This is a genomic window from Pseudomonas sp. MDT1-17 (assembly GCF_054898105.1).
Genome location: NZ_JBUBVM010000001.1, coordinates 1,181,530 through 1,207,702, shown reverse-complemented (window position 1 = coordinate 1,207,702; position 26,173 = coordinate 1,181,530). Strand labels below are relative to the sequence as shown.

18 protein-coding genes and 1 pseudogene are annotated in these 26,173 nt (G+C 59.5%); 9 read left to right on the top strand and 10 right to left on the bottom strand.

The genetic code is table 11. From position 1 onward, the window contains the following. Nucleotides 1-76: 76 nt before the first annotated feature. Entirely contained in the window at nucleotides 77-4,393 is a 4,317-nt protein-coding gene (locus ACYZTX_RS05255; protein ID WP_462033217.1) for an Lhr family helicase, read from the top strand. A 133-nt stretch (nucleotides 4,394-4,526) separates the two neighbouring features. On the opposite strand, the gene ACYZTX_RS05250 is transcribed toward ACYZTX_RS05255, so the two are convergent. Next, the gene (locus ACYZTX_RS05250) at nucleotides 4,527-6,656 is read right to left on the bottom strand and encodes a mechanosensitive ion channel family protein (RefSeq protein ID WP_462033216.1); all 2,130 of its coding nucleotides are present in this window, start codon (nucleotides 6,654-6,656) and stop codon (nucleotides 4,527-4,529) included. 205 nt (nucleotides 6,657-6,861) lie between these two features. Here ACYZTX_RS05250 and ACYZTX_RS05245 point away from each other — a divergent pair. From ACYZTX_RS05245 to ACYZTX_RS05225, 5 genes and pseudogenes are all read left to right on the top strand, one after another. Further along, nucleotides 6,862-7,014: pseudogene (locus tag ACYZTX_RS05245) on the top strand (MFS transporter); the annotation flags it as partial. 165 nt (nucleotides 7,015-7,179) lie between these two features. Next, nucleotides 7,180-8,106, top strand: a complete 927-nt coding sequence (locus tag ACYZTX_RS05240; protein WP_462033215.1) for a DUF72 domain-containing protein — start codon at nucleotides 7,180-7,182, stop codon at nucleotides 8,104-8,106. After that, a complete protein-coding gene (locus ACYZTX_RS05235) occupies nucleotides 8,103-8,900 on the top strand; it encodes an endonuclease/exonuclease/phosphatase family protein (RefSeq protein WP_462033214.1) in 798 nt (265 codons plus the stop codon). Before ACYZTX_RS05240 ends, ACYZTX_RS05235 begins: the two co-directional genes overlap by 4 nt. Further along, complete coding sequence (gene clsB, locus ACYZTX_RS05230; RefSeq protein WP_462033213.1) at nucleotides 8,897-10,192, top strand: cardiolipin synthase ClsB; 1,296 nt, start codon at nucleotides 8,897-8,899, stop codon at nucleotides 10,190-10,192. The genes ACYZTX_RS05235 and clsB overlap by 4 nt, the downstream gene beginning before the upstream one ends. Continuing rightward, the gene (locus ACYZTX_RS05225; RefSeq protein ID WP_462033212.1) at nucleotides 10,179-11,165 is read left to right on the top strand and encodes a lysylphosphatidylglycerol synthase domain-containing protein; all 987 of its coding nucleotides are present in this window, start codon (nucleotides 10,179-10,181) and stop codon (nucleotides 11,163-11,165) included. The genes clsB and ACYZTX_RS05225 overlap by 14 nt, the downstream gene beginning before the upstream one ends. A 112-nt stretch (nucleotides 11,166-11,277) precedes the next feature. Here ACYZTX_RS05225 and ACYZTX_RS05220 read toward each other — a convergent pair whose 3' ends face one another. From ACYZTX_RS05220 to ACYZTX_RS05210, 3 genes are all read right to left on the bottom strand, one after another. After that, a complete protein-coding gene (locus ACYZTX_RS05220) occupies nucleotides 11,278-12,036 on the bottom strand; it encodes an alpha/beta hydrolase family protein (RefSeq protein WP_462033211.1) in 759 nt (252 codons plus the stop codon). Further along, nucleotides 12,026-13,135 (bottom strand): DUF3182 family protein, encoded by a 1,110-nt coding sequence (locus tag ACYZTX_RS05215; RefSeq protein WP_462033210.1) that lies wholly within the window; start codon nucleotides 13,133-13,135, stop codon nucleotides 12,026-12,028. Before ACYZTX_RS05215 ends, ACYZTX_RS05220 begins: the two co-directional genes overlap by 11 nt. 177 nt (nucleotides 13,136-13,312) lie before the next feature. Beyond that, nucleotides 13,313-14,299: a GlxA family transcriptional regulator gene (locus tag ACYZTX_RS05210; protein ID WP_462033209.1), complete on the bottom strand. Its 987-nt coding sequence runs from the start codon at nucleotides 14,297-14,299 to the stop codon at nucleotides 13,313-13,315. 102 nt (nucleotides 14,300-14,401) lie between these two features. Here ACYZTX_RS05210 and ACYZTX_RS05205 point away from each other — a divergent pair, with 102 nt between their 5' ends. Together ACYZTX_RS05205 and ACYZTX_RS05200 are read left to right on the top strand one after the other, a co-directional pair. Continuing rightward, nucleotides 14,402-14,956: a cysteine hydrolase family protein gene (locus tag ACYZTX_RS05205; RefSeq protein ID WP_462033208.1), complete on the top strand. Its 555-nt coding sequence runs from the start codon at nucleotides 14,402-14,404 to the stop codon at nucleotides 14,954-14,956. 153 nt (nucleotides 14,957-15,109) lie between these two features. Then, on the top strand, nucleotides 15,110-17,314 hold the full coding sequence (locus ACYZTX_RS05200; RefSeq protein ID WP_462033207.1) for an OsmC domain/YcaO domain-containing protein: 2,205 nt from the start codon (nucleotides 15,110-15,112) through the stop codon (nucleotides 17,312-17,314). 73 nt (nucleotides 17,315-17,387) lie between these two features. Here the strand turns inward: ACYZTX_RS05200 and ACYZTX_RS05195 are convergent, their stop codons facing one another. Next, nucleotides 17,388-17,915, bottom strand: a complete 528-nt coding sequence (locus ACYZTX_RS05195) for a single-stranded DNA-binding protein (protein ID WP_016969466.1) — start codon at nucleotides 17,913-17,915, stop codon at nucleotides 17,388-17,390. A 9-nt stretch (nucleotides 17,916-17,924) separates the two neighbouring features. Next, nucleotides 17,925-19,322 carry an MFS transporter gene (locus ACYZTX_RS05190; RefSeq protein WP_462033206.1) on the bottom strand — a complete coding sequence of 466 codons (1,398 nt, stop codon included), beginning with the start codon at nucleotides 19,320-19,322 and terminating at the stop codon, nucleotides 17,925-17,927. Between the two features lie 191 nt (nucleotides 19,323-19,513). Here ACYZTX_RS05190 and uvrA point away from each other — a divergent pair, with 191 nt between their 5' ends. Further along, a complete protein-coding gene (gene uvrA, locus ACYZTX_RS05185; protein ID WP_462033205.1) occupies nucleotides 19,514-22,348 on the top strand; it encodes an excinuclease ABC subunit UvrA in 2,835 nt (944 codons plus the stop codon). Nucleotides 22,349-22,413: 65 nt separating this feature from the next. Here the strand turns inward: uvrA and bfr are convergent, their stop codons facing one another. From bfr to ACYZTX_RS05165, 4 genes are all read right to left on the bottom strand, one after another. After that, nucleotides 22,414-22,878 (bottom strand): bacterioferritin, encoded by a 465-nt coding sequence (gene bfr / locus ACYZTX_RS05180; RefSeq protein ID WP_462033204.1) that lies wholly within the window; start codon nucleotides 22,876-22,878, stop codon nucleotides 22,414-22,416. Between the two features lie 149 nt (nucleotides 22,879-23,027). Then, the gene (locus tag ACYZTX_RS05175; RefSeq protein ID WP_462033203.1) at nucleotides 23,028-24,482 is read right to left on the bottom strand and encodes a catalase; all 1,455 of its coding nucleotides are present in this window, start codon (nucleotides 24,480-24,482) and stop codon (nucleotides 23,028-23,030) included. 240 nt (nucleotides 24,483-24,722) lie between these two features. Beyond that, on the bottom strand, nucleotides 24,723-25,109 hold the full coding sequence (gene rplQ / locus ACYZTX_RS05170; protein ID WP_008145500.1) for a 50S ribosomal protein L17: 387 nt from the start codon (nucleotides 25,107-25,109) through the stop codon (nucleotides 24,723-24,725). Between the two features lie 42 nt (nucleotides 25,110-25,151). Then, nucleotides 25,152-26,153 carry a DNA-directed RNA polymerase subunit alpha gene (locus ACYZTX_RS05165; protein ID WP_003186012.1) on the bottom strand — a complete coding sequence of 334 codons (1,002 nt, stop codon included), beginning with the start codon at nucleotides 26,151-26,153 and terminating at the stop codon, nucleotides 25,152-25,154. Between the last annotated feature and the right edge of the window lie 20 nt (nucleotides 26,154-26,173).

Here is a 26,173-nt window from a genome sequence, read left to right as displayed (position 1 = left end):
CGAAGGGGACCTAAAGACCATCCGAGGTCTTGAGCGGTACTTGCATCTTCCCCGACTCGCCCGCATAAATCAGGACATGAATCTGCCAATCCCGACGGACAGCGCCCTGGCAGGCTTCCACCCCGCCGTCAGCGCCTGGTTCAGCAGCACCTTCCCGACGGTCACCGCCGCCCAGGCCCGGGCGTGGCCATTGATCCGCCAGCACCGTTCGACCCTGATCGCCGCACCCACTGGCTCGGGCAAAACCCTCACCGCGTTCCTCGCGGTCATCGACGACCTGGTCCACCGCGGATTGGCCAACGGCGGCCATCTGCCAGACGAAACCCTGGTGGTTTACGTTTCACCGCTCAAGGCCCTGTCCAACGACATCCAGATCAACCTGCAAAACCCGCTGGCCGGCATCACCGAGCAGTTACGCGCAATGGGCCTGCCCGAACTGCAGATCAACACTGCCGTGCGCACCGGCGATACGCCGCAAAAAGACCGCTCGGCGATGCGCAAGACGGCGCCGCACATTCTGGTGACCACCCCGGAATCCCTTTACGTGCTGCTCGGTTCCGACTCCGGCCGACAAATGCTCAGCACCGCCCGCACGGTGATCGTCGACGAAATTCACGCCATCGCCGCCAGCAAGCGCGGCAGCCACCTGGCCCTGAGCCTCGAGCGGCTGCAAGCGTTGTGCGCACAACCGCTGATGCGGATTGGCCTGTCTGCCACGCAAAAACCCATCGAAGCCGTCTCGCAATTTCTGGTTGGCCGTGATCGCGCGTGCGAAATCATCGACATCGGCCACGCGCGCCCGCGAGATCTGGGCATCGAAGTGCCGCCCGTGCCGTTGTCGGCAGTCATGGCCAACGACGTCTGGGAACTGGTCTACGACCGCCTCGCCGCCCTCGCCCACGAACACCGCACCACCCTGATTTTCGTCAACACCCGCCGTTTGGCCGAACGCCTGAGTCGACACTTGAGCGAGCGTCTTGGCAAAGAAGCTGTCGCCGCCCACCACGGCAGCCTGGCCAAGGAGTTTCGTCTCGACGCCGAGCAAAGGCTCAAGCGCGGCGAACTGCAAGTGCTGATCGCCACGGCGTCCCTGGAACTGGGGATCGACATCGGTGACGTGGATCTGGTCTGCCAGATTGCTTCGCCGCGCTCGATTGCCGGGTTCCTGCAACGGGTCGGCCGCTCCGGGCACCAGGTTGGCGGTACGCCCAAGGGCCGTTTGTTCGCCACCACCCGCGACGACCTGATCGAGTGCGCCGCCCTGCTCGACTGCGTGCGTCGCGGCGAACTCGACACTTTGCAGATTCCGAAGGCGCCACTGGACGTACTCGCCCAGCAAATCATCGCCGAGGTGAGCTGCCAGGAATGGCAAGAGCAGGCGTTGCTGGAGATGTTTCGCAAAGCCTCGCCGTATGCCCGACTCGACGAAAAACATTATCAGGCGCTGCTGCAGATGCTCGCCGAAGGCTACAACGGTCGTCAGGGCATCCGCAGCGCTTATCTGCACCGCGACGCCGTGACCCGCACCCTGCGCGGTCGCCGGGGCGCCAAACTGACCGCCGTGACCAGCGGCGGAACGATCCCGGACAACGCCGACTACAGCGTGCTGCTGGAACCCCAAGGGCTGAACATCGGCAGCGTCAACGAGGATTTTGCGGTGGAAAGCATCGCCGGCGATGTCTTCCAATTGGGCAACACCTCCTACCGAATCCTGCGCGTTGAAACCGGCAAGGTCCGGGTCGAAGACGCTCAGGGTCAACCGCCGACCATTCCATTCTGGCTCGGCGAGGCACCGGGCCGCAGTGCTGAATTGTCGTTTGCCGTGGCCCGCCTGCAAGCGCAGCTTGATGAACTGCTCGGCGCCACACCCGGTAATTTGCAGCCGGCGACTGACTGGCTCATCGACACCTTGGGCCTGAACCTTGCCAGCGCCGAACAATTGGTCGATTACCTGGCCCGTGCGCGCCTGACCCTCGGCGCCCTGCCGTCACAAGACACGCTGCTGATGGAGCGGTTTTTCGACGAGTCCGGCGGCACGCAACTGATCATCCACACGCCGTTCGGCAGCCGTATCAACCGCGCTTGGGGACTGGCCCTGCGCAAGCGTTTCTGTCGCACCTTCAACTTCGAACTGCAGGCGGCCGCCAGCGAAGACGCTATCGTTTTTTCGCTGTCCACCAGCCACAGTTTTGAGCTCGATGATGTCTGGCGCTACCTGCACAGCAACAGCGCCGAACACACCCTGATTCAAGCCGTGCTCGATGCGCCGCTGTTCGGTGTGCGCTGGCGCTGGAATGCCGGGGTGGCCCTTGCCCTGCCGCGTTATACCGGCGGGCGCAAAGTCGCGCCGCAGATCCAGCGGATAAAAAGCGAAGACCTGATTGCCAGCGTGTTCCCCGACCAGATTGCTTGCGTGGAAAACCTCGCCGGCGAACGGGAAATTCCCGACCATCCATTGGTGGAACAAACCCTCGACGACTGCCTGCACGAGGCCATGGACAGCGAAGGCTGGCTGGCGTTGTTGCGGCGCATGGAACGTGGCGACATCCGCCTGATCAGCCGCGATTTACCAGCCCCCTCACCGCTGGCAGCGGAAATCCTCAGCGCCCGGCCCTACACCTTTCTCGACGATGCACCGCTGGAAGAACGTCGCACTCAAGCGGTACTCAACCGGCGCTGGAGCGATCCGCAGTCCACCGACGACCTCGGCGCGCTGGATGCGCAAGCGATTCAAGCCGTGCGCGAGGAAGCCTGGCCAACGCCGACCGGCGCCGATGAAATGCACGAGGCATTGATGAGCCTGGCGTGCATCAGCGACGTCGAGGCCCAGGCCAATCCAGACTGGCTCGATTGGCTGAACGCCCTGGCTGACAGCGGTCGCGCCAGCCGCTTGCAAGTCAATGCCAGGCAAGCGCTGTGGTTGGCACTGGAGCGGCTGACCTGCCTGCGGGCGATTTATCCTCGGGCGATGTTGCAGCCACCGTTGGAGGCGTTGCCCGGGTTCGATGAAGTCTGGGCGCTGGACGACGCGGTGCTCGAAGTGATCCGTGCGCGGCTCAGCGCGTTCGGTCCGTTACCGCTGAAATCGATTGCCGAACCGCTCGGATTACCGGCGACACAAGTCACCCAGGCATTGGCGCAACTGGAACGCGAAGGCTATGTGCTGCGTGGCCAATTCACGCCCGGCACGGGTGAAGACGAATGGTGCGAACGGCATCTGCTCGCGCGGATTCACCGCTACACCGTCAAACGTCTGCGGCGGGAAATCGAGCCCGTGGCGCTGCAAGACTTCATGCGTTTCCTGTTCGACTGGCAGCATCTGTCCGTCGAGACCCAAGGCCAGGGCAGCGCAGTGTTGCCAGCGATAGTCAGTCAGTTCGAAGGCTACCCCGCCGCCGCTTCAGCCTGGGACAGCGACCTCCTGCCAGCGCGGATCAAAGGCTATTCGGCGAGTTGGCTGGATGACCTGTGCCGTAGCGGAAAACTGGTGTGGACGCGGCTGACCGCGCGCAACAAGAGCACGGGCACGGCATTGCGCAGCACGCCGATTCTGCTGTTGCCCCGCAGTCAGGTCGGGTTGTGGAGCGGGTTGACCGAGCAGACGCCGGCCAGCGAACTGTCGCCCAAGACACAAAAAGTTTTTGAAGCACTCAGCCAACACGGCGCGCTGTTTTTCGATGAGCTGATTCATGAGGCTCATCTGCTGCGCGCGGAACTGGAAATCGCCCTGCAGGAATTGGTCGGCGCCGGGTTGGTGAATGCCGACAGCTTCGCCGGCCTGCGAGCGCTGATCACCCCGGCCAGCAAGCGACAGAATCACAGCAGCCGACGCGGGCGCGGAGCGTTTGTCGGCGGGATGGACGATGCCGGGCGCTGGGCGCTGTTGCGGCGCGGAGCGCCGGCGCCGGTTGTGGATAACAAGCGCCCGCCGCCGACGCCGACCGACACCCTTGAACATATCGCCATGACCTTGCTTCGGCGCTACGGCGTGGTGTTCTGGCGCTTGCTGGAACGTGAAGCGGAGTGGCTGCCGAGCTGGCGGGAATTGCTGCGCACGTTCCATCGGCTGGAAGCTCGAGGCGAGATTCGCGGCGGACGGTTTGTCAGTGGCTTGGCGGGGGAACAGTTTGCGTTGCCCGAAGCCATTCCATTGCTGCGCGAGGTGCGGCGACGGCCGCATGACGGGAGTTTGATTGCCGTGTGCGGGGTTGATCCGCTGAACCTCGCCGGGACGCTTCTGCCGGGAGCAAAAGTGCCGGCATTGGCGAGTAATCGATTGGTGTATCGCGATGGATTGCCCGCCGCTGCCGAGATTGCCGGCAAGCCGCTTTTTTGGTTGGAGCTGGATCAGCAATCGACTACCGAGCTACACAACAAACTGATCCGGCATTAACGTTGCCTGGTCTGGCCCCTTCGCGAGCAGGCTCGCTCCCACAGGGGATTTGTGTCCGAGCCGAAAATTATATTCAACACAGAACACTGTGGGAGCGAGCCTGCTCGCGATGAGGCCAGCAAGCTCACCAAAATCATTGAGTACGCGGCTGATCCGGCAGCAACACCGATAAATGCTCCGGCGCAGGCCCATCGCTTTGCGGCAGATCAACAGCCTGCCGGGCCATCAAAACCTGCTGTGGATAAGTCTGCGCGAAATGCACCCACGGGCTGTTATCCACAAGTTTTTTCAAACGTTGGTTGAACGCCCGACTCACTGCGTATTGCCCGCCCGACACCGTGCGGAACTGTGCCGTCAGCACCACGCCGTTGAGGTCCATCTTGTCGACACCAAACACATCCAGCGGACCTTGCAGGTTGTACTTGAGGAACGCATCGTCGCGGATGGAATCCCCGGCCTCGCGGATCAACTCGATAGCCTTGTCGACATCGGTGTCGTAGGTGAACTGCACCGAGAAGAACGCATAGGCGAATTGCCGCGACTGATTGGTCACAGCCTTGATCTGACCGAACGGCACCGAGTGCACAAACCCCTTGCCGTCGCGCAGGCGCAAGGTGCGGATGGTCAGGCCTTCGACGGTGCCGGCGTGGCCAGAATCGAGCACCACCCAATCGCCAATCGACAACGTGTCTTCGATGATGATGAACAACCCGGTGATCACGTCCTGCACCAGTTGCTGGGAGCCGAAACCGATGGCCAGCCCAATGACACCGGCACCGGCCAAAAAGGGCGCAACGTTGATTCCCAGGTTGGCCATGGTGGTGATGGCGCAGATAACCACCAGGATGATTTTGATCGCGTTGCGCAGCAGCGGCAGGATGGTTTTGGTTCGGGTACTGGGTTGGCGCGCCGAGCGTTTGTTAACGGGGGGCTTCAGGGCTTCCTGAATCGCCGTGTCCAACACCACCCAGCCCATCCAGGTCACCAGGAAAATCAAACCGATACGGCTCAGCGAATCGCTGATCGCCCGTCCGACCGAATTGCTCACCGCAAACTCGAACAGCGACACGCCCCAGATGCGCCCCAGGACATCAATGAACACAATCGCCAGGGCGATCCGCAGCAACGCGTGCGAAAGGCTGAGAAAGCGCTCTTTGTAGGCACTGCTGCGGCGCACGGCCAACTCATTGCGCGACTTGAACAGGTGATGCAGCGACGTGCTGAGAAACACCGTCGCAATCAACAGCACCGTGGTAAACAGCGCACAACGCAGTACTTTCTGGTTGTCATCGCCAATGCCGATCAGGTTGATCACCGACACCAGCACCATCAATAGAATCGGCCAGTACCAGAGCCCGGAAAAGATCCGCAGCATTTCACGCAAGGCCGGCTGACTGAGGCGCTGGGCCAACGGCAAAATGCGGATCAGATGGGCCACCGGACGGCGCATTTTGATCACCAAATAGCCAAAGATGACCGAGGCTGCCACCCCGGTGAACACCGCGACACTGCTGGTGAGATTGCCGCCGAGCAGGCGGGCGATCTGCGGACTGGTCAAGGCGTCGCTCAGGGCCACGAGGAAGCCCATCAAAAACAGCGGTCGTGGGCTGTGCTGACGAATAATCTGCACCGCCCGGCGCTTGTGGCCGGCGTTGAACAACACCACCAGCGACAACAGCAACGAGGCGGCGAAAATGCCGCTGCTGGTGGCATAAGCGAAACACAATGCCAGTGCCCGGCCGGCGGACACTTGCAAGAAGTGGCTGACATAGAGTGTCAGCGGCAGGCTGACCAGCGCCGGAACCGTGTAGGGCAACACATAACCGAGTAACGCCTGACCGCGCTCGCGAGTGAGCAGCAGACGGTTCTGGCACAGACGTTTGGCGAGCAGCCCTCCTAGCAGCCAGAGCAGCGCAAAGACGCCAATCCACACACAAGACAACAGCAGGAAATCCCCCGCCACGCTCCAGCTTGAACGGGCCGATGGATGATTGACCAGTTTATCCACCTCAACCGCCGCCCGGTCTGCACGCAGACGCCAGGCGTCGAGCAAGTCCTCATTGAGATCGAGTTTGCCCTGGACTTCCTCAATGCTCGAACTGATCGCACCCAGCAAACCACCCTGTACCAGCGGTTCGGGGTGTGCCAGTGGTGTCGCGGCGGTGGCTGTCGCCGGCACACCTGGTAGTGCGGCAGCCTCCAGCTCGTTGCTGCCAAAAATCAGCAATGCCCCCAGTAGTATCGCGGTCTTGAACTTGAACAAACGCGGTGCTCCTGCAAATGGGTCTGTAAGGAAAGATCGGGAAAGTGTAGGCAAGTTCGGTTATTGGGTGAAATCAAGGGCTGGGTGAGGGGCAGCTTTTAATCTTTGCGCACAACGCAAATATCAAATGCCTATCCCCCTATTTTTCCGCATAACCCAAACCCGGACACTGCGCCCCATCAATCAATCCACCGGAGTTGCAGCCATGCCCATTGCCTTGCTCGCGCTGACCCTCAGCGCCTTCGCCATCGGGACGACCGAGTTCGTCATCGTTGGCCTGTTACCCACTATCGGCGCCGACCTCGGTGTCAGCCTGCCGTCCGGCGGCCTGCTGGTCAGCCTGTACGCATTGGGCGTTGGGCCCGAACCTTCGGCAGCTCCTACAGGTGTTCACATGCCTCTGTAGGAGCTGCCGCAGGCTGCGATCTTTGCTTTGCCATCCGTACTCCCGTCGAAACTTTCTCGCACGTCCCGCAGTCATCAAAAGACAGGGGCAGTCCGAGACCATTAGACGGGAGGCGATATGGCGGCGATTCACATCGGTATTTCAGGCTGGCGCTACACGCCCTGGCGGGGGGATTTCTACCCGAAGGGGCTGACCCACAAGCGCGAATTGCAATTCGCCTCACGGGCGGTCAACAGCATTGAAATCAATGGATCGTTTTACGCCCTGCAACGGCCTGAACGCTACGCCCAGTGGTACACAGAAACCCCGGCGGGCTTCGTCTTCAGCGTCAAAGCCCCGCGCTTCATTACTCACATCAGGCGACTGCGAGACATCCATAAACCCTTGGCGAATTTCTTCGCCTCCGGCGTGCTGGAACTCAAAGACAAACTAGGTCCGATCCTCTGGCAATTCCCGCCCAATTTTAAATTCGATGCCGAGTTGTTCGAAACCTTTCTGGAGCAGTTGCCCCACAACACCGAAGAGGCCGCCGCCCTCGCCCATCAACACGAATCGCGCCTGAACGGTCGCGCCAGCATGAAGGCCTACGGGAAAAAGCCTTTGCGCCATGCCGTGGAGATCAGAAACGAGAGCTTCGTCGACCCGGCATTCGTCCGCCTGCTCAAACGCCACAATGCTGCGCTGGTTATCGCCGACACCGCCGGTAAATGGCCGTACCGCGAAGACCTCACCAGCGACTTCGTCTACCTGCGCCTGCACGGTGCCGAAGAGCTCTATGCCAGCGGTTACACCTGCGAGGCACTGAAACGCTGGGGCGACCGGATCGAGGTCTGGCATCACGGCCAGCAACCGAGCGACCCGCAGCTGATCGCGCCCCGGCAAAAACCCAAAGCACGCAAGTCCCGTGAGGTGTTTTGCTACTTCGACAACGACATCAAAGTCCGCGCGCCCTTCGATGCCCGCCGCTTGCTAGAGCGCTTTCATCTGGATAAAGACCTCGCCACCCGTCCCGGTGAACTGGCCGCCGAAGGAGTGCTGTCATGAGCATTCCCGAACCGGTCGGCACCACCGACGAACAGCAATCAATCATCACCGCCGTGCGCCGCTTCACCGTGCTGACGGTCAACACGCACAAGGGTTTCACCGCCCTCAACCGGCGTTTCATCCTGCCCGAGTTGCGTGAAGCGGTGCGCAGCGTGTCCGCCGACGTGGTGTTTTTGCAGGAAGTCCACGGCACCCACGAGCATCATCCCCAGCGCTACGACAATTGGCCGCCGATACCGCAATACGAATTCCTCGCCGACACCCTGTGGCCGCAGTTCGCCTATGGACGCAACGCGGTCTATCCGGCGGGCGATCACGGCAATGCGCTGCTGTCGAAATTCCAGATCATTCGCCACGACAACCTCGACGTGTCCATCAACGGTCACGAGAACCGCGGCATCCTGCATTGCGTGCTGCGCCTGCCCGGTGATGGCCAGGAAGTGCATGCCATTTGTGTGCATCTGGGCCTTCGCGAAACCCACCGGACCGAACAACTCCAGTTGCTGGCCCAGCGCCTCAAAGAACTGCCGAGCGATGCCCCGGTGATCGTTGCCGGTGACTTCAACGACTGGCGCCAGCGTGCCGATGCGCTGCTCACACCCTGCGGTTTACGGGAAGTTTTCGCCGAGCTCCACGGCAAACCGGCGCGCAGTTTTCCAGCACGTTTGCCGGCGTTGCGCCTTGACCGCATCTACGTCCGCAATCTCAAGGCCAGTCACCCGCAAGTGCTGGCCGCGCGCCCCTGGTCACACCTTTCCGACCACGCACCGCTATCGGTGGAGATCGAGCTATGAGCAGCCCATCGATGGATAAAACCAACGTGGAGCACCTATCCACAACCCCGCCGATCCGTGAACCGGGCGTGGTAGACGTCGAATATGGCTGGCAAGGCAACAACCGCGTAGACATGCTGGAAAACGGCGAAGCGTATTTCCCTCGGGTGTTCGAGGCCATGCGTCAGGCCAAGACTGAAATCCTGCTGGAAACCTTCATTGTGTTCGAGGACAAGGTGGGTAATGAGCTGCAGGAAGTACTGATCGCCGCCGCTCAACGCGGCGTGCGGATCACCGCCAGTCTCGATGGCTTTGGCTGCGGCGAACTGAGCACGGGATACCTCACCGCCCTGAGCGAGGCCGGCGTGCGCATCCAGATTTTCGATCCGGCGCCGAAACATTTGGGCATCCGCACCAACTGGTTCCGCCGCCTGCACCGCAAGATCGTGGTGGTCGACGGCACGATTGCGTTCATCGGCGGCATCAACTTTTCCGCCGACCATTTGGCTGACTTCGGCCCGGAGGCCAAGCAGGATTATTCCGTTGAAGTACAAGGCCCGGCGGTGGCCGACATTCATCACTTCGCCCTGCTGCAAAGCGGTCGCCCGGCTCGCGCCAAATACTGGTGGCAACGGCGCAGGCAACGGCGCTCGGAACTGGCGTTCAGCGATCATGACGGCCAGGTTCGCCTGGTGTTCCGCGACAACGGCGAGCATCCGACCGACATCGAAGAGGTTTACCGCCAGGTGCTGCGCAGTGCCAAGCGCCGAGTCGTGATCGCGAACGCCTACTTCTTTCCAGGCTATCGCCTGCTACGCGAGATCCGCAACGCGGCGCTCCGTGGCGTCGATGTGCGGCTGATCCTGCAAGGTCAGCCCGATATGCTGGTGGCCAAACTCGCCGCGCGCATGACTTATGACTACCTGCTCAAATCCGGCGTGCAGATTTACGAATATTGCGACCGTCCCTTACACGGCAAGGTCGCGCTGGTGGATGAGGATTGGAGCACGGTCGGTTCGAGCAACCTCGACCCATTGAGTCTGTCGATGAACCTGGAAGCCAATGTGTTGATCCGCGATCGCGCCTTCAACCGCGACCTGTTCAAACGCCTCGAAGACCTGAGTAACAACCATTGCAAGGCCATGTCCGCCGACAAAACCCCGCGCGGACGGATCTGGCACATGACCGTCGGCTTTCTGGTGTTTCACTTTTTGCGGCATTTCCCAGCCTGGGCCGGTTGGCTGCCGGCGCATAAACCGCGCCTGAAGCGGTTCATTCATCCGGCCGGGAGCGACCACCATGAACCGCGCTGACGCACACCCGACGGCCCACGCCGACAGCCCGAGCAAATCTCGCTGGAGACGCTGGAAACGGCCGCTGACGATGCTGTTTTTTTTGGCGCTGATCGTGCTGATTACGATGCTCGCCCAGCGCATCGAATGGAACGAAGTGTTCGACACCCTGGCTGATCTCAAGGTGCGCACGCTGATCATCGCATTCAGCCTGACCTTGGTGAGTTTTCTGGTCTACGCCTGTTTCGATCTGATTGGTCGTACCTACATTCGCCAGGACCTGACGTGGAAGCAGATCCTGCCGGTGGGGATAATCAGCTATGCCTTCAACCTCAACCTGAGTGCCTGGGTCGGTGGCATCGCCATGCGTTATCGACTGTATTCGCGACTCGGGGTGAGCAAGGGCAACATCGCGAAAATTCTCGGGTTGAGCCTGGCGACCAACTGGTTCGGTTACATGGTGATTGCCGGCGCGGTGTTCAGCAGCGGGCTGGTGCGAATGCCACCAGGCTGGAAGCTGAGCACAGGCGCATTGCAAGGTGTAGGCGTGTTGCTGCTGCTGGTAAGCGCGGGGTATCTGGTGGCGTGTCAGTTTTCCAAGCGTCGGGAATGGTCGATACGCGGGGTAGAAATCAACTTGCCCTCCCTGCGCATGGCGGTGCTGCAACTGGCCCTCGGGGCACTGAATTGGTCGCTGATGGCCGCGGTGATTTTCACCCTGCTGCCGAGCAAGCTGGATTATCCGCTGGTGCTTGGGGTGTTGCTGATCAGCGCGATTGCCGGGGTCATCACGCACATTCCCGCCGGGCTCGGCGTATTGGAAGCGGTGTTCGTGGCGCTGCTGCAACATGAAGCGTCCCGAGGGAGCCTGGTGGGCGGATTACTAGCGTATCGGGCGATCTATTTCATCCTGCCGCTACTGATTACCCTGGTGATGTACCTGATCGTGGAGGCCAAGGCCAAGTCGTTGCGGATCGAGAAGAAACCTTCCTGAAGGTTGCGGTGAGGCGGATGCCGCCTTCTCGAGCAGGCTCGCTCCCACAGTTGATCGCAGTCTAATGTGGGAGCGAGCCTGCTCGCGAATGATTGCAAGAACACCGCAAATCTCAGCTGGATTGAATAATGCTCAACCGCTCACCCACCACCATCTCGGTGATCCAGCCCACCAGGATCGAGGTGTACGCCTGTTGCGAAACAGGTTCGCTCAAGGCGTGGTCGGCTCCGTCGATAATCCGGTGGGTCAACGAGTGAGTCTGCTGGCAGGCCGCGCGGTAACTCATGATGGTGGCGTGGGGCACGTAGTCGTCAGTCTCTGATTCGACCAGCAGCACATCCCCGGTGAACTGCGAACAGGCATGCAGCGCACGATTGCTGTCGGCGCGGACTAACGTGCGGCGGTAATCACGTAAATCGAGCTTATCCAGGTCACGCTTGGGCGTGTGCCATTGATCATCGCGATACAGCGCCGGCACCCGCAGCGCCAGCCAGCGCACCGGACGCAATGACGTCAGGATCGAGGCCAGATAACCGCCATAGCTGGTGCCGACCACGGCAATCGCCGGTGTATCGAGCGCTGGGTGCGCGAGCAAGCGGTCATACGCCGCCAGCAGGTCGCGCAGGTTGTCTTCGCGCGTCACTCGACTCAGCGCAATACCCGTCCCGCCGGTGTGCCCGCGCAAGTCGAACGTCAGGCACACGCACCCCAAACCCGCGATGCCTTTGGCCCGTAGCAGGTCCCGTTCCTGACTGCCACCCCAACCGTGCACAAAGAGCACGCCGGGGACTTTTGATTTGGGGCTGAGAAAAGTCCCGATCATCTGTTCATCGTCGATGTCGATCTGAATGGTTTCGCTTCTAGCCGTCATAGGATTTAACCGTTACGTACTTGAGAAGAAAGTCACTGTTTTGCGCCGGCCCGCGATACACCTCTATGGCGTCCGTCGGCAGCGGCTGGTCGATGTAGGTCTCGACCGAAGACACGCGAATCGCGCGCATCCCGGGGTCGTTGACGAAGCTCTGCAAGGCGGCGACTTCGGCGCTGCTGGCACCGCCCATCCGCCAGGACTGCTCGAGCACGCCACTGCGCTGTTTGCCGTGACTGTCCACACCTTGGGCGATGTCGTAGTTGCGCCGCGAGGCGTAGAAACCGGGATAAGCCTCATCCGCGGCGCTGTCGAACACTTGCGCCTGCCGAATCGCCAGCCGCACATCGTCCGGCAGGTCCAGTTCGAGCAAATCGTCGTAATACCCCTGAACCACCAGCAGGTTGGAGCCTCCATAAACCTGCTCGCCCTGACCGTCTTTGGTCAAGTACTGATCACCGCAATAACTCAGCACCTTGTCGCCGATAAAGCTCTGACCGACGCTGTGGGTGATCACTTGGCCCAGGTCCTGTTCCAGCACCACGCCTTCGGTGAACAGCGTTTCGGCATCGGCTCTGGCGAGGATGGCATCGAACTGGTCGAGGCTTTTGATCACTTCCTGACCGCGTCCGGCGCAGGCATGAATAGGCTTGATACGGATCGGGCCGCTGTAGAGCAGATGCTCTGCCGCAGGGCGCGCATCCTCCAGGGAAAAGACGCTGAGGCCATCGAGCACCACGCTGCGCACACGTTCGGAAAACAACGGCGACCAGCCTTCCGGAGCGTGAGCATTTTTGTTGCATAACCCGTGACTGATGGCTTTGGTGCAGATGAAGTCATGGTCGACGTAACCGCCCCACAAATCCTCCGGCCCCTTGACGCCTAATTGCCGGGCGGCAGCGGCGCCAACCAGCGTCTGGGTCGGAATCAGATAAAGGTCTCGACCGTTGTGAAGCTTGGGGTCGTAACTGCCGCCGTATTTAAGCCCCAGAATCTGCGCGAGCCAACGCGCCAGCGCACGATTGGTTTCTACTTCGTGCAACGGTGCTTCGGGGCGCACGGAGTGGGCGACCACCAGTTTCTTGTGATTTGTTGGGGTCATGCGTCCCCCTTCAATCTGCGTTTGATGAATGTAATGGAGGAGGTGCAGAGATCAGGCCAAGGGGGGGCGAAGACAAACGTTTATCAAATCAGCCAGTTGCGAAAAGAATGATGGCGCCGTGCCTGCATTATTCTGCACGACAAGAGTTTCAACTCCGGCATTTTGCACGACTTTCGCTCACCCCTGACTCGCTCCCACACCGAACCGTGTCCGGTAATCACTCGGCGCCAACCCGGTAATTTTCTTGAACGTCGCCCGAAAGGCACTCGGATCCTGATAACCCACCGTCCAGGCAATGTGATCAATGGTGCCATTGGTGAATTCGAGCATTTCCCGAGCCTTGCCGACCCGCAGGTGCTGACAGTATTCGGTGGGTTTGAGCCCGGTTGCCGCGCGAAATCGACGCAGAAAAGTGCGCTCTTCCAGCCCTGCCCGCTCAGCCATCATCATCAGCGACACATCGCTCGCTCCGGTGCTTTGCAGCCAATGCTGGACCTTGAGAATCGAGGCATCGCCATGGCTGAGGATCGGTGAAAAGTTGCTGCCGCACTCGCTCGCGCTGTCGCTGTGTTCCACCACCAGAAACCGCGCGGTGCTAGTGGCGATGCTCGGCCCCAGCAGACGGTTGACCAGACGCAAGCCCAGTTCGGACCAGGCCATCAGCCCGGCGGTGGTGATCAGGTCGCCGTCGTCAACAATGGGGGTGTCGGCTTTGAGCTTGATCGCAGGATAACGCTCGGCGAAAGCGTTGGCCGAGGTCCAGTGGGTGGTGGCGCTACGACCGTCAAGAAGGCCGCTTTCGGCCAACAAAATAGACCCCACGCACACCCCGCCGAGTGTCGCGCCATTCGCGTGTTGCTGACGCAGCCAGCGGTTCAACGACTGCGACGCCTGGCCTGGGGAAAAACCGGCAATCGATGGCGGGATCAACACCGCCACCAACTTGCCGTCTGGAGCGGGATGACTGTCGTAGACCCGCTCGGGCATCTGATCGCCATCGGCCTGCCAATGGCTGACCCGCAGCAATGGCAACTGCGCGGCCTGATGCTCGCTGGCAATCCGGTTCGCCACCCCGAACAAGTCCGTCAACCCATGCACCGCCGCCATCTGCGCGCCGGGATAGATCAACACGCCCAGCTCGGCGATTGCCCTTTCTGCGTCCATTGTCAGTTTTCCCCCTTCTATTGTCGGTGCGGCCAATCCTCGGACGGCCTGCTAAACCCAATACTTCAATCCACACCCAACAAGCACTTCGAGGAAACAGTCATGGCCAAGCAAGCCCTCATCGTAGTCGATATCCAAAACGACTACTTCCCCCAAGGCAAGTGGCCACTGGTCGGTGCCGACGCCGCTGCGGACAACGCCGTACGGTTGATCAAAGCCTTCCGCGATGCGGGTGATTCGGTGGTGCACATCCGCCACGAATTCACCTCCGACGAAGCGCCCTTCTTCACGCCGGGCTCCGAGGGCGCGAAGCTGCACCCCAAAGTCCTCAACCGTGCCGACGAGCCGGTCGTGCTCAAACACTTCGTCAACTCGTTCCGCGAGACCGAACTACAGTCAATCCTCGATCAGCAAGGCATCAAGGAACTGGTCGTCGTCGGCAGTATGAGCCACATGTGTGTCGACGGCATCACCCGCGCCGCCGCCGATCTTGGCTACACCGTCACGGTGATTCACGACGCCTGCGCCTCCCGTGACCTGGAGTTCAACGGCCTCACCGTGCCGGCAGCCCACGTGCATGCAGCCTTTATGTCGGCCCTGGGTTTTGCCTATGCCAGCGTGGTGTCCACTGACGAGTTCCTGGCGGCGCATCACTGACCAACGCTTCTGCCTCGGGTGCTGCAATCCGACGCTCCCGAAACAAAGAAGGCCAGTCGCGTGCGCACATGACTGGCCTTTTTTCTGAGACTTACGGCCGAAAAGCCGGATAATGGCGACCAAATCGTCTAGCCCGTTATTCTGGTAATCCCCATGGAAATCAAGGTCAACTTTCTCGACAACCTTCGGCTTGAAGCAAAGTTCGATGACTTCACAGTCGTGGCCGATCAGCCTATCCGCTACAAGGGCGATGGCTCGGCACCTGGTCCGTTCGATTACTTTCTCGCTTCATCGGCTTTGTGTGCGGCTTATTTCGTAAAGTTGTACTGCGACACTCGCAGTATTCCCACCGAAAACATCCGCCTGTCGCAGAACAACATTGTTGATCCGGAAAACCGCTACAACCAGATATTCAAGATTCAGGTCGAGCTGCCTGCGGACATCTCCGACAAGGACCGCCAAGGCATCCTGCGCTCCATCGATCGCTGCACCGTGAAAAAAGTGGTGCAAGCCGGGCCTGAGTTTGTGATCGAAGAAGTGGAAAACCTCGACGCCGACGCCCAGGCGTTGTTGATGCCTGCTTCCAGTTCAGCGGCTGGCACCTATATCGCGGGCAAAGACCTGCCGCTGGAGCAGACCATCGCCAATATGTCAGCCATTCTGGCTGACCTGGGCATGAAGATTGAAATCGCTTCGTGGCGCAATATCGTTCCCAATGTGTGGTCGCTGCACATCCGCGACGCGCACTCGCCGATGTGCTTCACCAATGGCAAGGGTGCGACCAAAGAAGGCGCGTTAGCGTCGGCGCTGGGCGAGTTTATCGAGCGACTCAACTGCAACTTCTTCTACAACGACCAGTTCTGGGGCGAAGACATCGCCAACGCGCCGTTTGTGCATTACCCGGACGAACGCTGGTTCAAGCCTGGCCGTAAAGATGCACTGCCGGCCGAAATTCTCGACGAGTACTGCCTGAAAATTTACAACCGCGACGGCGAGCTGCGTGGCTCCCACCTGATCGACACCAACTCGGGCAACGAAGAGCGCGGGATTTGCTCGCTGCCGTACGTGCGCCAGTCGGACGGCGCGGTGGTGTATTTCCCGTCCAATCTGATCGAAAACCTGTTCCTGAGCAACGGCATGAGTGCCGGTAACACGCTGGCCGAAGCCCAGGTGCAGTGCCTGTCGGAGATCTTCGAGCGCGCGGTAAAACGCGAAATCATCGAAGGCGAATTTGCTCTGCCCGATGTGCCGGCCGAGGTGCTGGCGAAGTATCCCGGGATTCTGGCCGGCATTCAGGCGCTGGAAGAGCAAGGGTTCCCGGTGCTGGTGAAAGATGCGTCCCTGGGCGGTGAATTCCCGGTGATGTGCGTCACGTTGATGAACCCGCGTACCGGCGGTGTGTTCGCCTCGTTCGGCGCCCACCCGAGCCTGGAAGTGGCGCTGGAACGCAGCCTGACCGAATTGTTGCAGGGCCGCAGTTTCGAAGGCCTCAACGATCTGCCTCAGCCGACGTTTGAAGGTCATGCGGTGACCGAGCCGAATAACTTCGTCGAGCACTTTATCGACTCCAGCGGCGTGGTGTCGTGGCGCTTCTTCAGTGCCAAATCGGATTACGAATTCGTGGAGTGGGACTTCTCCGGCCAGGGCGAAAATTCGAATGCCGAGGAAGCCGCAACCTTGTTCGGCATTCTCAAAGGCATGGGCAAAGAAGTGTACATGGCCGTCTACGAGCATATCGGCGCCAAGGCGTGCCGCATCCTGGTGCCGGACTATTCGGAAATCTATCCCGCAGATGATCTGATCTGGGATAACACCAACAAAGCGCTGTTCTTCCGCGCCGATATCCTGAACCTGCATCGCCTGGACGAAAGCGAACTGCAAGCGCTGGTTGAGCGTCTGGTGGAAAGTGAGCTGGACGACTACACCGACATCACCAGTTTGATCGGCATCGAATTTGACGACAATACGGCGTGGGGTCAGCTGACGATCCTGGAGTTGAAGCTACTGATTTATCTCGCCTTGCAGCAATTTGAAGAGGCGAAAGAGGCGGTGGAAATGTTCCTGCAGTACAACGACAACACGGTTGAGCGCGGCTTGTTCTACCAGGCGGTCAATGTGGTGCTGGAAATGAAGCTGGACGAAGACCTGGAACTGGAAGACTACGAGGCCAATTTCCGCCGGATGTTTGGCACCGAGCGGACGGATGCAGCGATCGGCTCGGTGGACGCAAGCGTGCGCTTCTATGGCTTGACGCCGACCAGCATGAAACTGGAGGGGCTCGACCGGCACCTGCGGTTGATCGATAGCTACAAGAAACTGCACTCGGCACGGGCCAATGTAACCACTTTGCCCCGTTAACAGCGCCAACAAAAAAGCGAAGCCAGATCAATGGCTTCGCTTCAGATGTTGTCACTTCTTAAATAGCTGTTTTTCAGAAAGGAATATCGTCATCAAAGCTGTCGAAATCCGGAGCCGGTTGCGGAGCTGCCTGCTGTGGAGCTGGAGCCTGGCGCGACTGCTGCGGTGCCGACTGCTGAGGACGCGGAGCCTGTTGGCGTGGAGCTGGGGCGGACTGCTGGTAGTTATTGCCCCCGCCTTGCTGGTCGCCCTGCTGTGGACGGCCGCCCAGCAGTTGCATGGTGCCTTGCATGTCGACCACGATTTCGGTGGTGTAACGCTTGATACCGTCTTTTTCCCACTCGCGGGTCTGCAGCTTGCCTTCGATGTAGACCTGCGAACCTTTACGCAGGTACTCGCCGGCGATCTCGGCAACCTTGCCGAACATCGACACACGGTGCCATTCGGTCTTCTCGACCTTCTGACCGGTTTGCTTGTCGGTCCACTGTTCGCTGGTCGCCAGACTCAGGTTGGTCACGGCGTTACCGTTAGGCAAGTAGCGAACTTCGGGATCCTGGCCGCAAGTGCCGACCAATATGACTTTGTTAACCCCACGGGCCATAACGTTCTCCTAGGCTACGCACGCTGCCCCGGCCGGGTTGTTCACCAGGCGTTCAAGGGTGGTGCGATCCAATAGTTCGGTGTCCAATTTGATGTAAATCGCCGCTTCATCTTCGACGATCACTGCATCCGTTACCCCTACGACGGCCTTCAGGCGCTCGACCAGACCCGCTTCGCGGATCGCCTCGGGCGACAACGGCAAGCGCAGGCTCGTCACGTAGGGAGGTTCGCGCATGGTAACAGCAAAGGCCAGCCAGAGGGCAGCCAGACCGGCGCATCCCAGGAACACAACCGACAAACCGCCATGCTGGAACAACCAGCCGCCGAGGATGCCGCCCAGTGCCGAACCGAGGAACTGGCTGGTGGAATAAACCCCCATCGCCGTGCCCTTGCCGCCTGCCGGTGAAACCTTGCTGATCAGCGATGGCAAGGAAGCTTCCAGCAGATTGAACGCGGTGAAAAACACCACCGTACCGATCACCAGAGCCCGCAAGCTATCGCCGAACTGCCAGAAGAATAGCTCAGTGAGCATCAGCGTCAGCACTGCGCCCAATAAAACTCGTTTCATTTTGCGTTTCTTCTCGCCGTAGATAATGAACGGGATCATGGCGAAGAAGGAAATCAGCAGCGCGGTCAGGTACACCCACCAGTGCTGCTCTTTAGGCAACCCGGCTTTTTCGACCAGCGCCAAAGGCAACGCAACGAAGCTCGACATCAACATCGCGTGCAACACAAAAATGCCCAGGTCCAGGCGCAGCAGGTCCGGGTGCTTGAGCGTCGGTATCAACGCTTGGCGCGCGACGCCGGATTCGCGATGCTGCAACGGGCCGTTGGCTCGCGGCACCATGAACATCACGATCACGATGCCGAACAGCGCCATGCCGCCCGTAGCAAGGAACAACCCGGACAGGCCGAATGCGCGGGTCAGCAACGGTCCTACAACCATCGCGACAGCGAAAGACAGACCGATCGTCATGCCGATCATGGCCATGGCTTTGGTCCGATGCTGTTCGCGGGTCAGGTCTGACAGTAACGCCATCACCGCCGCGGAAATCGCCCCCGCGCCTTGCAGGATTCGTCCGGCGATCACGCCCCAGATCGAATCGGCATTGGCCGCCAGCACGCTACCGAGGGCGAAGACGATCAGCCCCAGGTAAATCACCGGACGACGACCGATGCGGTCGGAAATGAAGCCGAAAGGAATCTGAAAGATCGCCTGGGTCAAGCCGTAAGCGCCAATCGCCAGCCCGATGAGGGCCGGGGTCGCTCCCGCCAGATCCATCCCATAGGTCGCCAGTACCGGCAACACCATGAACATGCCAAGCATACGGAAGGCGAACACCAGGGCCAGACCGCTTGCTGCGCGGGTCTCACTGCCACTCATGCGTTCGCTGTGGGGATCGTGCATGGAAAAACCTCATGTGAACCGGCGGCGATTCTACCAGTCCCATCGATTGACGGGGTATATCGCGACGCTTTGACGCGCTCTGCTGACACAGTCTTCATGTAAGGCTGCGACCCGCTCATTTGATAGTGTGCATCCATCCAGTATTTGGCCGTATACTCCTACGTTTTCGACGCCCGCCGAGCGAGGCCACTTTGGACAAGATCCTGATTCGTGGGGCCCGAACCCACAACCTGAAGAACATCGACCTGACCCTGCCACGGGACAAACTGATCGTCATCACCGGCCTGTCCGGATCCGGCAAATCGTCCCTGGCCTTCGACACGCTGTATGCCGAAGGCCAGCGCCGTTACGTCGAATCACTGTCGGCCTACGCCCGGCAGTTCCTGTCGATGATGGAAAAACCTGACGTCGACACCATCGAAGGTTTGTCGCCAGCGATTTCCATCGAACAGAAGTCGACCTCACACAACCCGCGTTCGACGGTCGGCACCATCACCGAAATCTACGATTACCTGCGCCTGCTATACGCTCGCGTGGGTATTCCGCGTTGCCCGGATCACGACATTCCGCTGGAAGCCCAGACCGTCAGCCAGATGGTCGACCTGGTCATGGCTCAACCGGAGGGTAGCAAGCTTATGCTGCTGGCCCCGGTGATCCGCGAGCGTAAAGGCGAACATCTGTCGGTTTTTGAAGAGTTGCGTGCCCAGGGCTTTGTGCGGGCCCGGGTCAACGGCAGGCTCTGCGAGCTGGACGAGTTGCCGAAGCTGGATAAACAAAAGAAGCATTCGATCGATGTGGTGGTCGACCGCTTCAAGGTCCGCGCCGACCTGCAACAGCGCCTGGCCGAGTCGTTCGAGACCGCCTTGAAGCTGGCGGACGGCATCGCCCTGGTAGCGCCGATGGACGACGAGCCCGGCGAAGAGATCATCTTCTCCGCGCGTTTCGCTTGCCCGATTTGCGGCCACGCCATCAGCGAGCTGGAACCCAAGCTGTTCTCTTTCAACAACCCGGCCGGCGCTTGCCCGACCTGCGATGGCCTTGGCGTTAAGCAATTCTTCGACATCAAGCGATTGGTGAATGGCGAACTGACGCTGGCGGAAGGCGCGATTCGCGGCTGGGACCGGCGCAACGTCTATTACTTCCAGATGCTCGGGTCGCTGGCCGCACACTACACGTTCAGCCTCGAAGTACCGTTCAACGATCTGCCGGCCGATCAGCAGAAGTACATCCTGCACGGAAGCGGCTCGCAGAACGTCGACTTCAAATACCTCAACGACCGTGGCGACATCGTCAAACGCTCGCACCCGTTCGAAGGCATCGTGCCGAACCTGGAACGTCGCTACCGCGAAACCGAGTCAGCCTCGGTGCGCGAAGAGCTGGCCAAGTTCCTCAGCACCCAGCATTGCCCTGATTGTCGCGGCACGCGCCTGCGTCGTGAGGCGCGGCACGTTTGGGTGGGCGAGAAGACGCTGCCGGCGGTAACCAATCTGCCAATTGGCGACGCCTGCGAATACTTTGGCGTGCTGAAGCTGACTGGCCGTCGCGGCGAAATTGCCGACAAGATTCTCAAGGAAATCCGCGAGCGCCTGCAGTTTCTGGTCAACGTTGGCCTCGACTATTTGTCGCTCGATCGCAGTGCCGACACGTTGTCCGGCGGTGAAGCTCAGCGCATCCGTCTGGCCAGTCAGATTGGCGCCGGACTGGTAGGGGTTCTGTACATCCTCGACGAGCCGTCCATCGGTCTGCATCAGCGGGACAACGATCGGCTGCTCGGCACGCTCAAGCACCTGCGTGACATCGGCAACACGGTGATCGTGGTCGAGCATGACGAAGATGCAATTCGTCTGGCCGACTACGTGGTGGATATCGGGCCGGGCGCAGGTGTACACGGCGGGCATATCGTTGCCGAAGGTACGCCGGCCGAGGTCATGGCTCACCCGGATTCGTTGACCGGCAAATACCTGTCGGGGCGGGTGAAGATTGCCGTTCCGGCCAAACGCACGCCCCGTAACAAGAAGTTGTCGCTGTCCCTCAAGGGCGCTCGCGGCAACAACTTGCGCAATGTCGATCTGGATATTCCAATTGGTCTGCTGACTTGCGTCACCGGCGTGTCCGGCTCGGGCAAATCGACGCTGATCAACAACACGTTGTTTCCTTTGAGCGCCACGGCACTCAACGGTGCAACGACGCTTGAAGCTGCCGCTCACGACAGCATCAAAGGTCTGGAACATTTGGACAAGGTCGTCGACATCGACCAGAGCCCGATCGGTCGGACGCCGCGTTCCAACCCAGCGACCTACACCGGACTGTTCACACCCATTCGCGAACTGTTCGCCGGTGTGCCGGAGTCCCGCTCACGCGGATATGGTCCTGGACGTTTCTCCTTCAACGTGAAGGGCGGACGTTGCGAAGCGTGTCAGGGCGATGGCCTGATCAAGGTGGAAATGCACTTCCTGCCGGACATCTACGTCCCGTGCGATGTCTGCAAGAGCAAGCGGTACAACCGCGAGACTCTGGAGATCAAGTACAAGGGCAAGAACATCCACGAAACCCTCGAGATGACGATCGAGGAAGCGCGAGTGTTCTTCGACGCGGTTCCGGCCCTGGCGCGCAAACTTCAGACGTTGATGGATGTCGGCCTTTCGTACATCAAGCTCGGGCAGTCAGCGACCACGCTGTCGGGTGGTGAAGCCCAGCGGGTGAAGCTGTCCCGCGAACTGTCCAAGCGCGATACCGGCAAGACGCTGTATATCCTCGATGAGCCGACGACCGGCCTGCACTTCGCAGATATCCAGCAATTGCTCGACGTGCTGCACCGCCTGCGCGATCACGGCAACACCGTGGTGGTGATCGAGCACAACCTGGACGTTATCAAGACTGCCGACTGGTTGGTGGATCTTGGGCCGGAAGGCGGTTCCAAGGGCGGCCAGATCATTGCTGTCGGTACGCCGGAAGAAGTGGCGGAGATGAAGCAGTCTCACACGGGCTTCTACCTCAAACCGCTGCTGGCTCGCGACAAAGCCTGAATCAGGCCTACGAAAAAGCCCCTGTCACTTCTTAAGTGACAGGGGCTTTTTTGTAGACGGCGGAATCAGCACTGCGATTGCAGGTAATTCTCCAGACCGATCAACTTGATCAGACCCAGCTGCTTCTCGAGCCAGTAGGTGTGATCTTCTTCGGTGTCATTCAGCTGGATACGCAGCATTTCGCGGCTGACGTAGTCTTTGTGAACCTCGCAAAGCTCGATGCCCTTGCAGAGTGCGGCGCGGACTTTGTATTCCAGACGCAGGTCAGCAGCGAGCATGTCAGGCACTGTGGTGCCGACATCCAGGTCGTCCGCACGCATGCGCGGAGTGCCTTCGAGCATAAGAATGCGGCGCATCAGGGCGTCAGCGTGCTGCGCCTCTTCTTCCATCTCGTGGTTGATACGTTCGTAGAGCTCGGTGAAACCCCAGTCCTCGTACATCCGCGAATGGATGAAATATTGATCACGTGCCGCCAGCTCGCCGGTCAGCAACGTGTTGAGGTAATCGATTACGTCTGGGTGGCCTTGCATCGCCCTACATCTCCCTGCTTGAAAGTCTGTAGTTTGAACCAAGCGGACTGTTTGGTCACTCTGCTTGCGCGTTAAAAGCGAAGATATTCTGAGAAAAGTGGTTTAAATAACGCAAAAACCGCCCAAATGAGGGCGGTTCTGCTTCTCGTTTAGACTTCGTTAAGCTGTACGCCCAACGCCGTTGCAATTGCTTCTCCATACGCCGGGTCGGCCCTGAAGAAATGCTGTAATTGACGGTCAATCACGTCGCCGGAAACCCCGCCCATGGCGCCGGCAATGTTGTTGACCAGCAGGGCTTTCTGCTCATCACTCATCAGACGGAACAGCGCTCCGGCGTGGCTGTAATAGTCGGTATCTTCGCGATGATCGTAACGATCAGCCGCGCCGCTCAGGGCCAACGCGGGCTCTGCATAGCGAGGCGCCTGTTTCGGCGACTCAACGTAGCTGTTCGGCTCGTAGTTAGGTGCCGCACCGCCATTGCTGCCAAATGCCATCGAACCATCGCGCTGATAGCTGTTCACCGGGCTGCGAGGTGCGTTCACCGGCAATTGCTGGTGGTTGGTGCCAATACGGTAGCGGTGAGCATCGGCGTAAGCGAACACTCGACCCTGCAGCATGCGATCAGGCGACAAACCGACACCCGGGACCATGTTGCTCGGACCAAACGCTGCTTGCTCGACTTCAGCAAAGTAATTCAGCGGGTTGCGGTTGAGCTCCAACTCGCCCACTTCGATCAGCGGAAACTCTTTCTGCGACCAGGTCTTGGTCACGTCAAACGGGTTCTCGTAGTGCGCCGCGGCCTGAGCCTCGGTCATGACCTGGATGCACACGCGCCATTTCGGGAAATCACCGCGCTCAATCGCGCCGAACAGATCACGCTGCGCATAATCCGGATCGGTACCGGCCAGGCGTGCCGCTTCTGTCGGTGCCAGGTTTTTGATCCCTTGCTGGGTCTTGTAGTGCCACTTCACCCAGTGACGCTCGTCATTGGCGTTGATCAGGCTGTAAGTGTGGCTGCCGAAGCCGTGCATGTGGCGGTAGCCATCAGGAATACCGCGATCCGAGAACAGAATGGTGACCTGGTGCAACGCCTCAGGCGAATGGGACCAGAAGTCCCACATCATTTGTGCGCTTTTCAGGTTACTTTGCGGCAGGCGTTTTTGGGTGTGAATGAAATCGGGGAATTTCAGTGGATCGCGAATGAAGAACACCGGCGTGTTGTTGCCAACGATGTCCCAGTTGCCTTCTTCGGTATAGAACTTGAGAGCGAAGCCGCGTGGATCGCGCTCGGTATCAGCCGAACCGCGCTCGCCGCCTACGGTGGAAAACCGCAGGAAGGTCGGGGTTTGCTTGCCGACGGACTCGAACAGCTTGGCGCTGGTGTACTCAGTGATGTCACGCGTCACAGTGAACTTACCGTAAGCGCCCGAGCCTTTGGCGTGCACACGACGCTCAGGGATGTTTTCACGGTTGAAGTGGGCAAGCTTCTCGATCAGGTGAAAGTCGTCGAGCAGCAGTGGGCCACGAGGACCGGCGGAACGGGAATTCTGGTTGTCGGCGACAGGAGCGCCACTGGCGGTCGTAAGCGTTTTGTTTTGGCTCATGCGATCTTCTTCCTCTGTCAGTTTTGGAACTGCCGGCTAATCGGCTTGGGAGGGAGTATTGACCATCGATCAGCACACCTACAAATTCATTAACTTGCAGACATCAATAGAAAAAAACTACCAACAATCCCGTTCACATAATGACGGCATGAACCGCAGTGAAGCTTGTACAAGCAGCGCGTTTTTTACAGGCACAAAAAACCGGGCACTAGGCCCGGTTCTTCGTTTCAGACTGACGTCTTACTCAGCGGATACAGCTTCACCGCCGGCAGGACGATCAACCAACTCGACGTACGCCATAGGCGCGTTGTCGCCAGTGCGGAAACCGCACTTGAGGATGCGCAGGTAGCCACCCTCACGGGTAGCGTAACGCTTGCCCAAGTCGTTGAAGAGCTTACCAACGATAGCTTTCGAACGAGTACGGTCGAAAGCCAGACGGCGGTTAGCCAGGCTGTCTGTCTTGGCCAAAGTGATCAGCGGCTCAGCAACGCGACGCAGTTCTTTAGCTTTCGGCAGTGTAGTTTTGATCAGCTCGTGCTCGAACAGCGACACTGCCATGTTTTGAAACATGGCCTTGCGGTGCGAGCTAGTGCGGCTCAGGTGACGACCACTTTTACGATGACGCATGGTTCATTCCTTACCAAACACAACGTTCGGTGATTACGACGATCAGGCAGTCGCCTTGTCGTCCTTCTTAAGACTTGCAGGCGGCCAGTTGTCGAGGCGCATGCCGAGGGACAGACCGCGGGAGGCCAGAACGTCCTTGATTTCAGTCAAGGATTTCTTGCCAAGGTTCGGAGTCTTCAACAGCTCTACTTCGGTGCGCTGAATCAGGTCACCGATGTAGTAGATGTTTTCCGCCTTAAGGCAGTTAGCCGAACGTACAGTCAGTTCCAGATCGTCAACCGGGCGAAGCAGGATCGGATCGATCTCGTCTTCCTGCTCAACAACCACTGGCTCACTGTCACCTTTGAGGTCGACGAACGCAGCCAACTGCTGTTGCAGAATGGTTGCAGCGCGGCGGATAGCCTCTTCAGGATCCAGAGTACCGTTGGTTTCCAGATCAATAACCAGCTTGTCCAGGTTAGTACGCTGCTCGACACGGGCGTTTTCCACCACGTATGCGATACGGCGAACCGGGCTGAACGAAGAGTCAAGCTGCAAGCGACCGATGCTGCGGCTTTCGTCTTCATCGCTCTGACGCGAGTCTGCCGGTTCATAACCACGACCACGAGCTACGGTGAGCTTCATGTTCAGGGCGCCGTTAGACGCCAGGTTAGCGATTACGTGATCGGGGTTAACGATCTCGACATCATGATCCAGCTGAATATCGGCAGCGGTAACCACCCCCGAACCCTTCTTCGACAAGGTCAGCGTAACTTCGTCACGACCGTGCAGCTTGATAGCCAGACCTTTAAGGTTCAACAGGATTTCAATTACGTCTTCCTGTACGCCTTCGATGGCGCTGTACTCATGGAGTACACCGTCAATCTCGGCCTCGACTACTGCACAGCCGGGCATTGAGGACAACAGGATGCGGCGCAGCGCGTTGCCCAGGGTGTGGCCGAAACCACGCTCGAGAGGCTCGAGAGTGATCTTGGCGCGGGTTGGACTGACAACCTGCACATCAATATGGCGGGGTGTCAGGAACTCATTTACCGAAATCTGCATGGATGCACCTATTTTCTAGC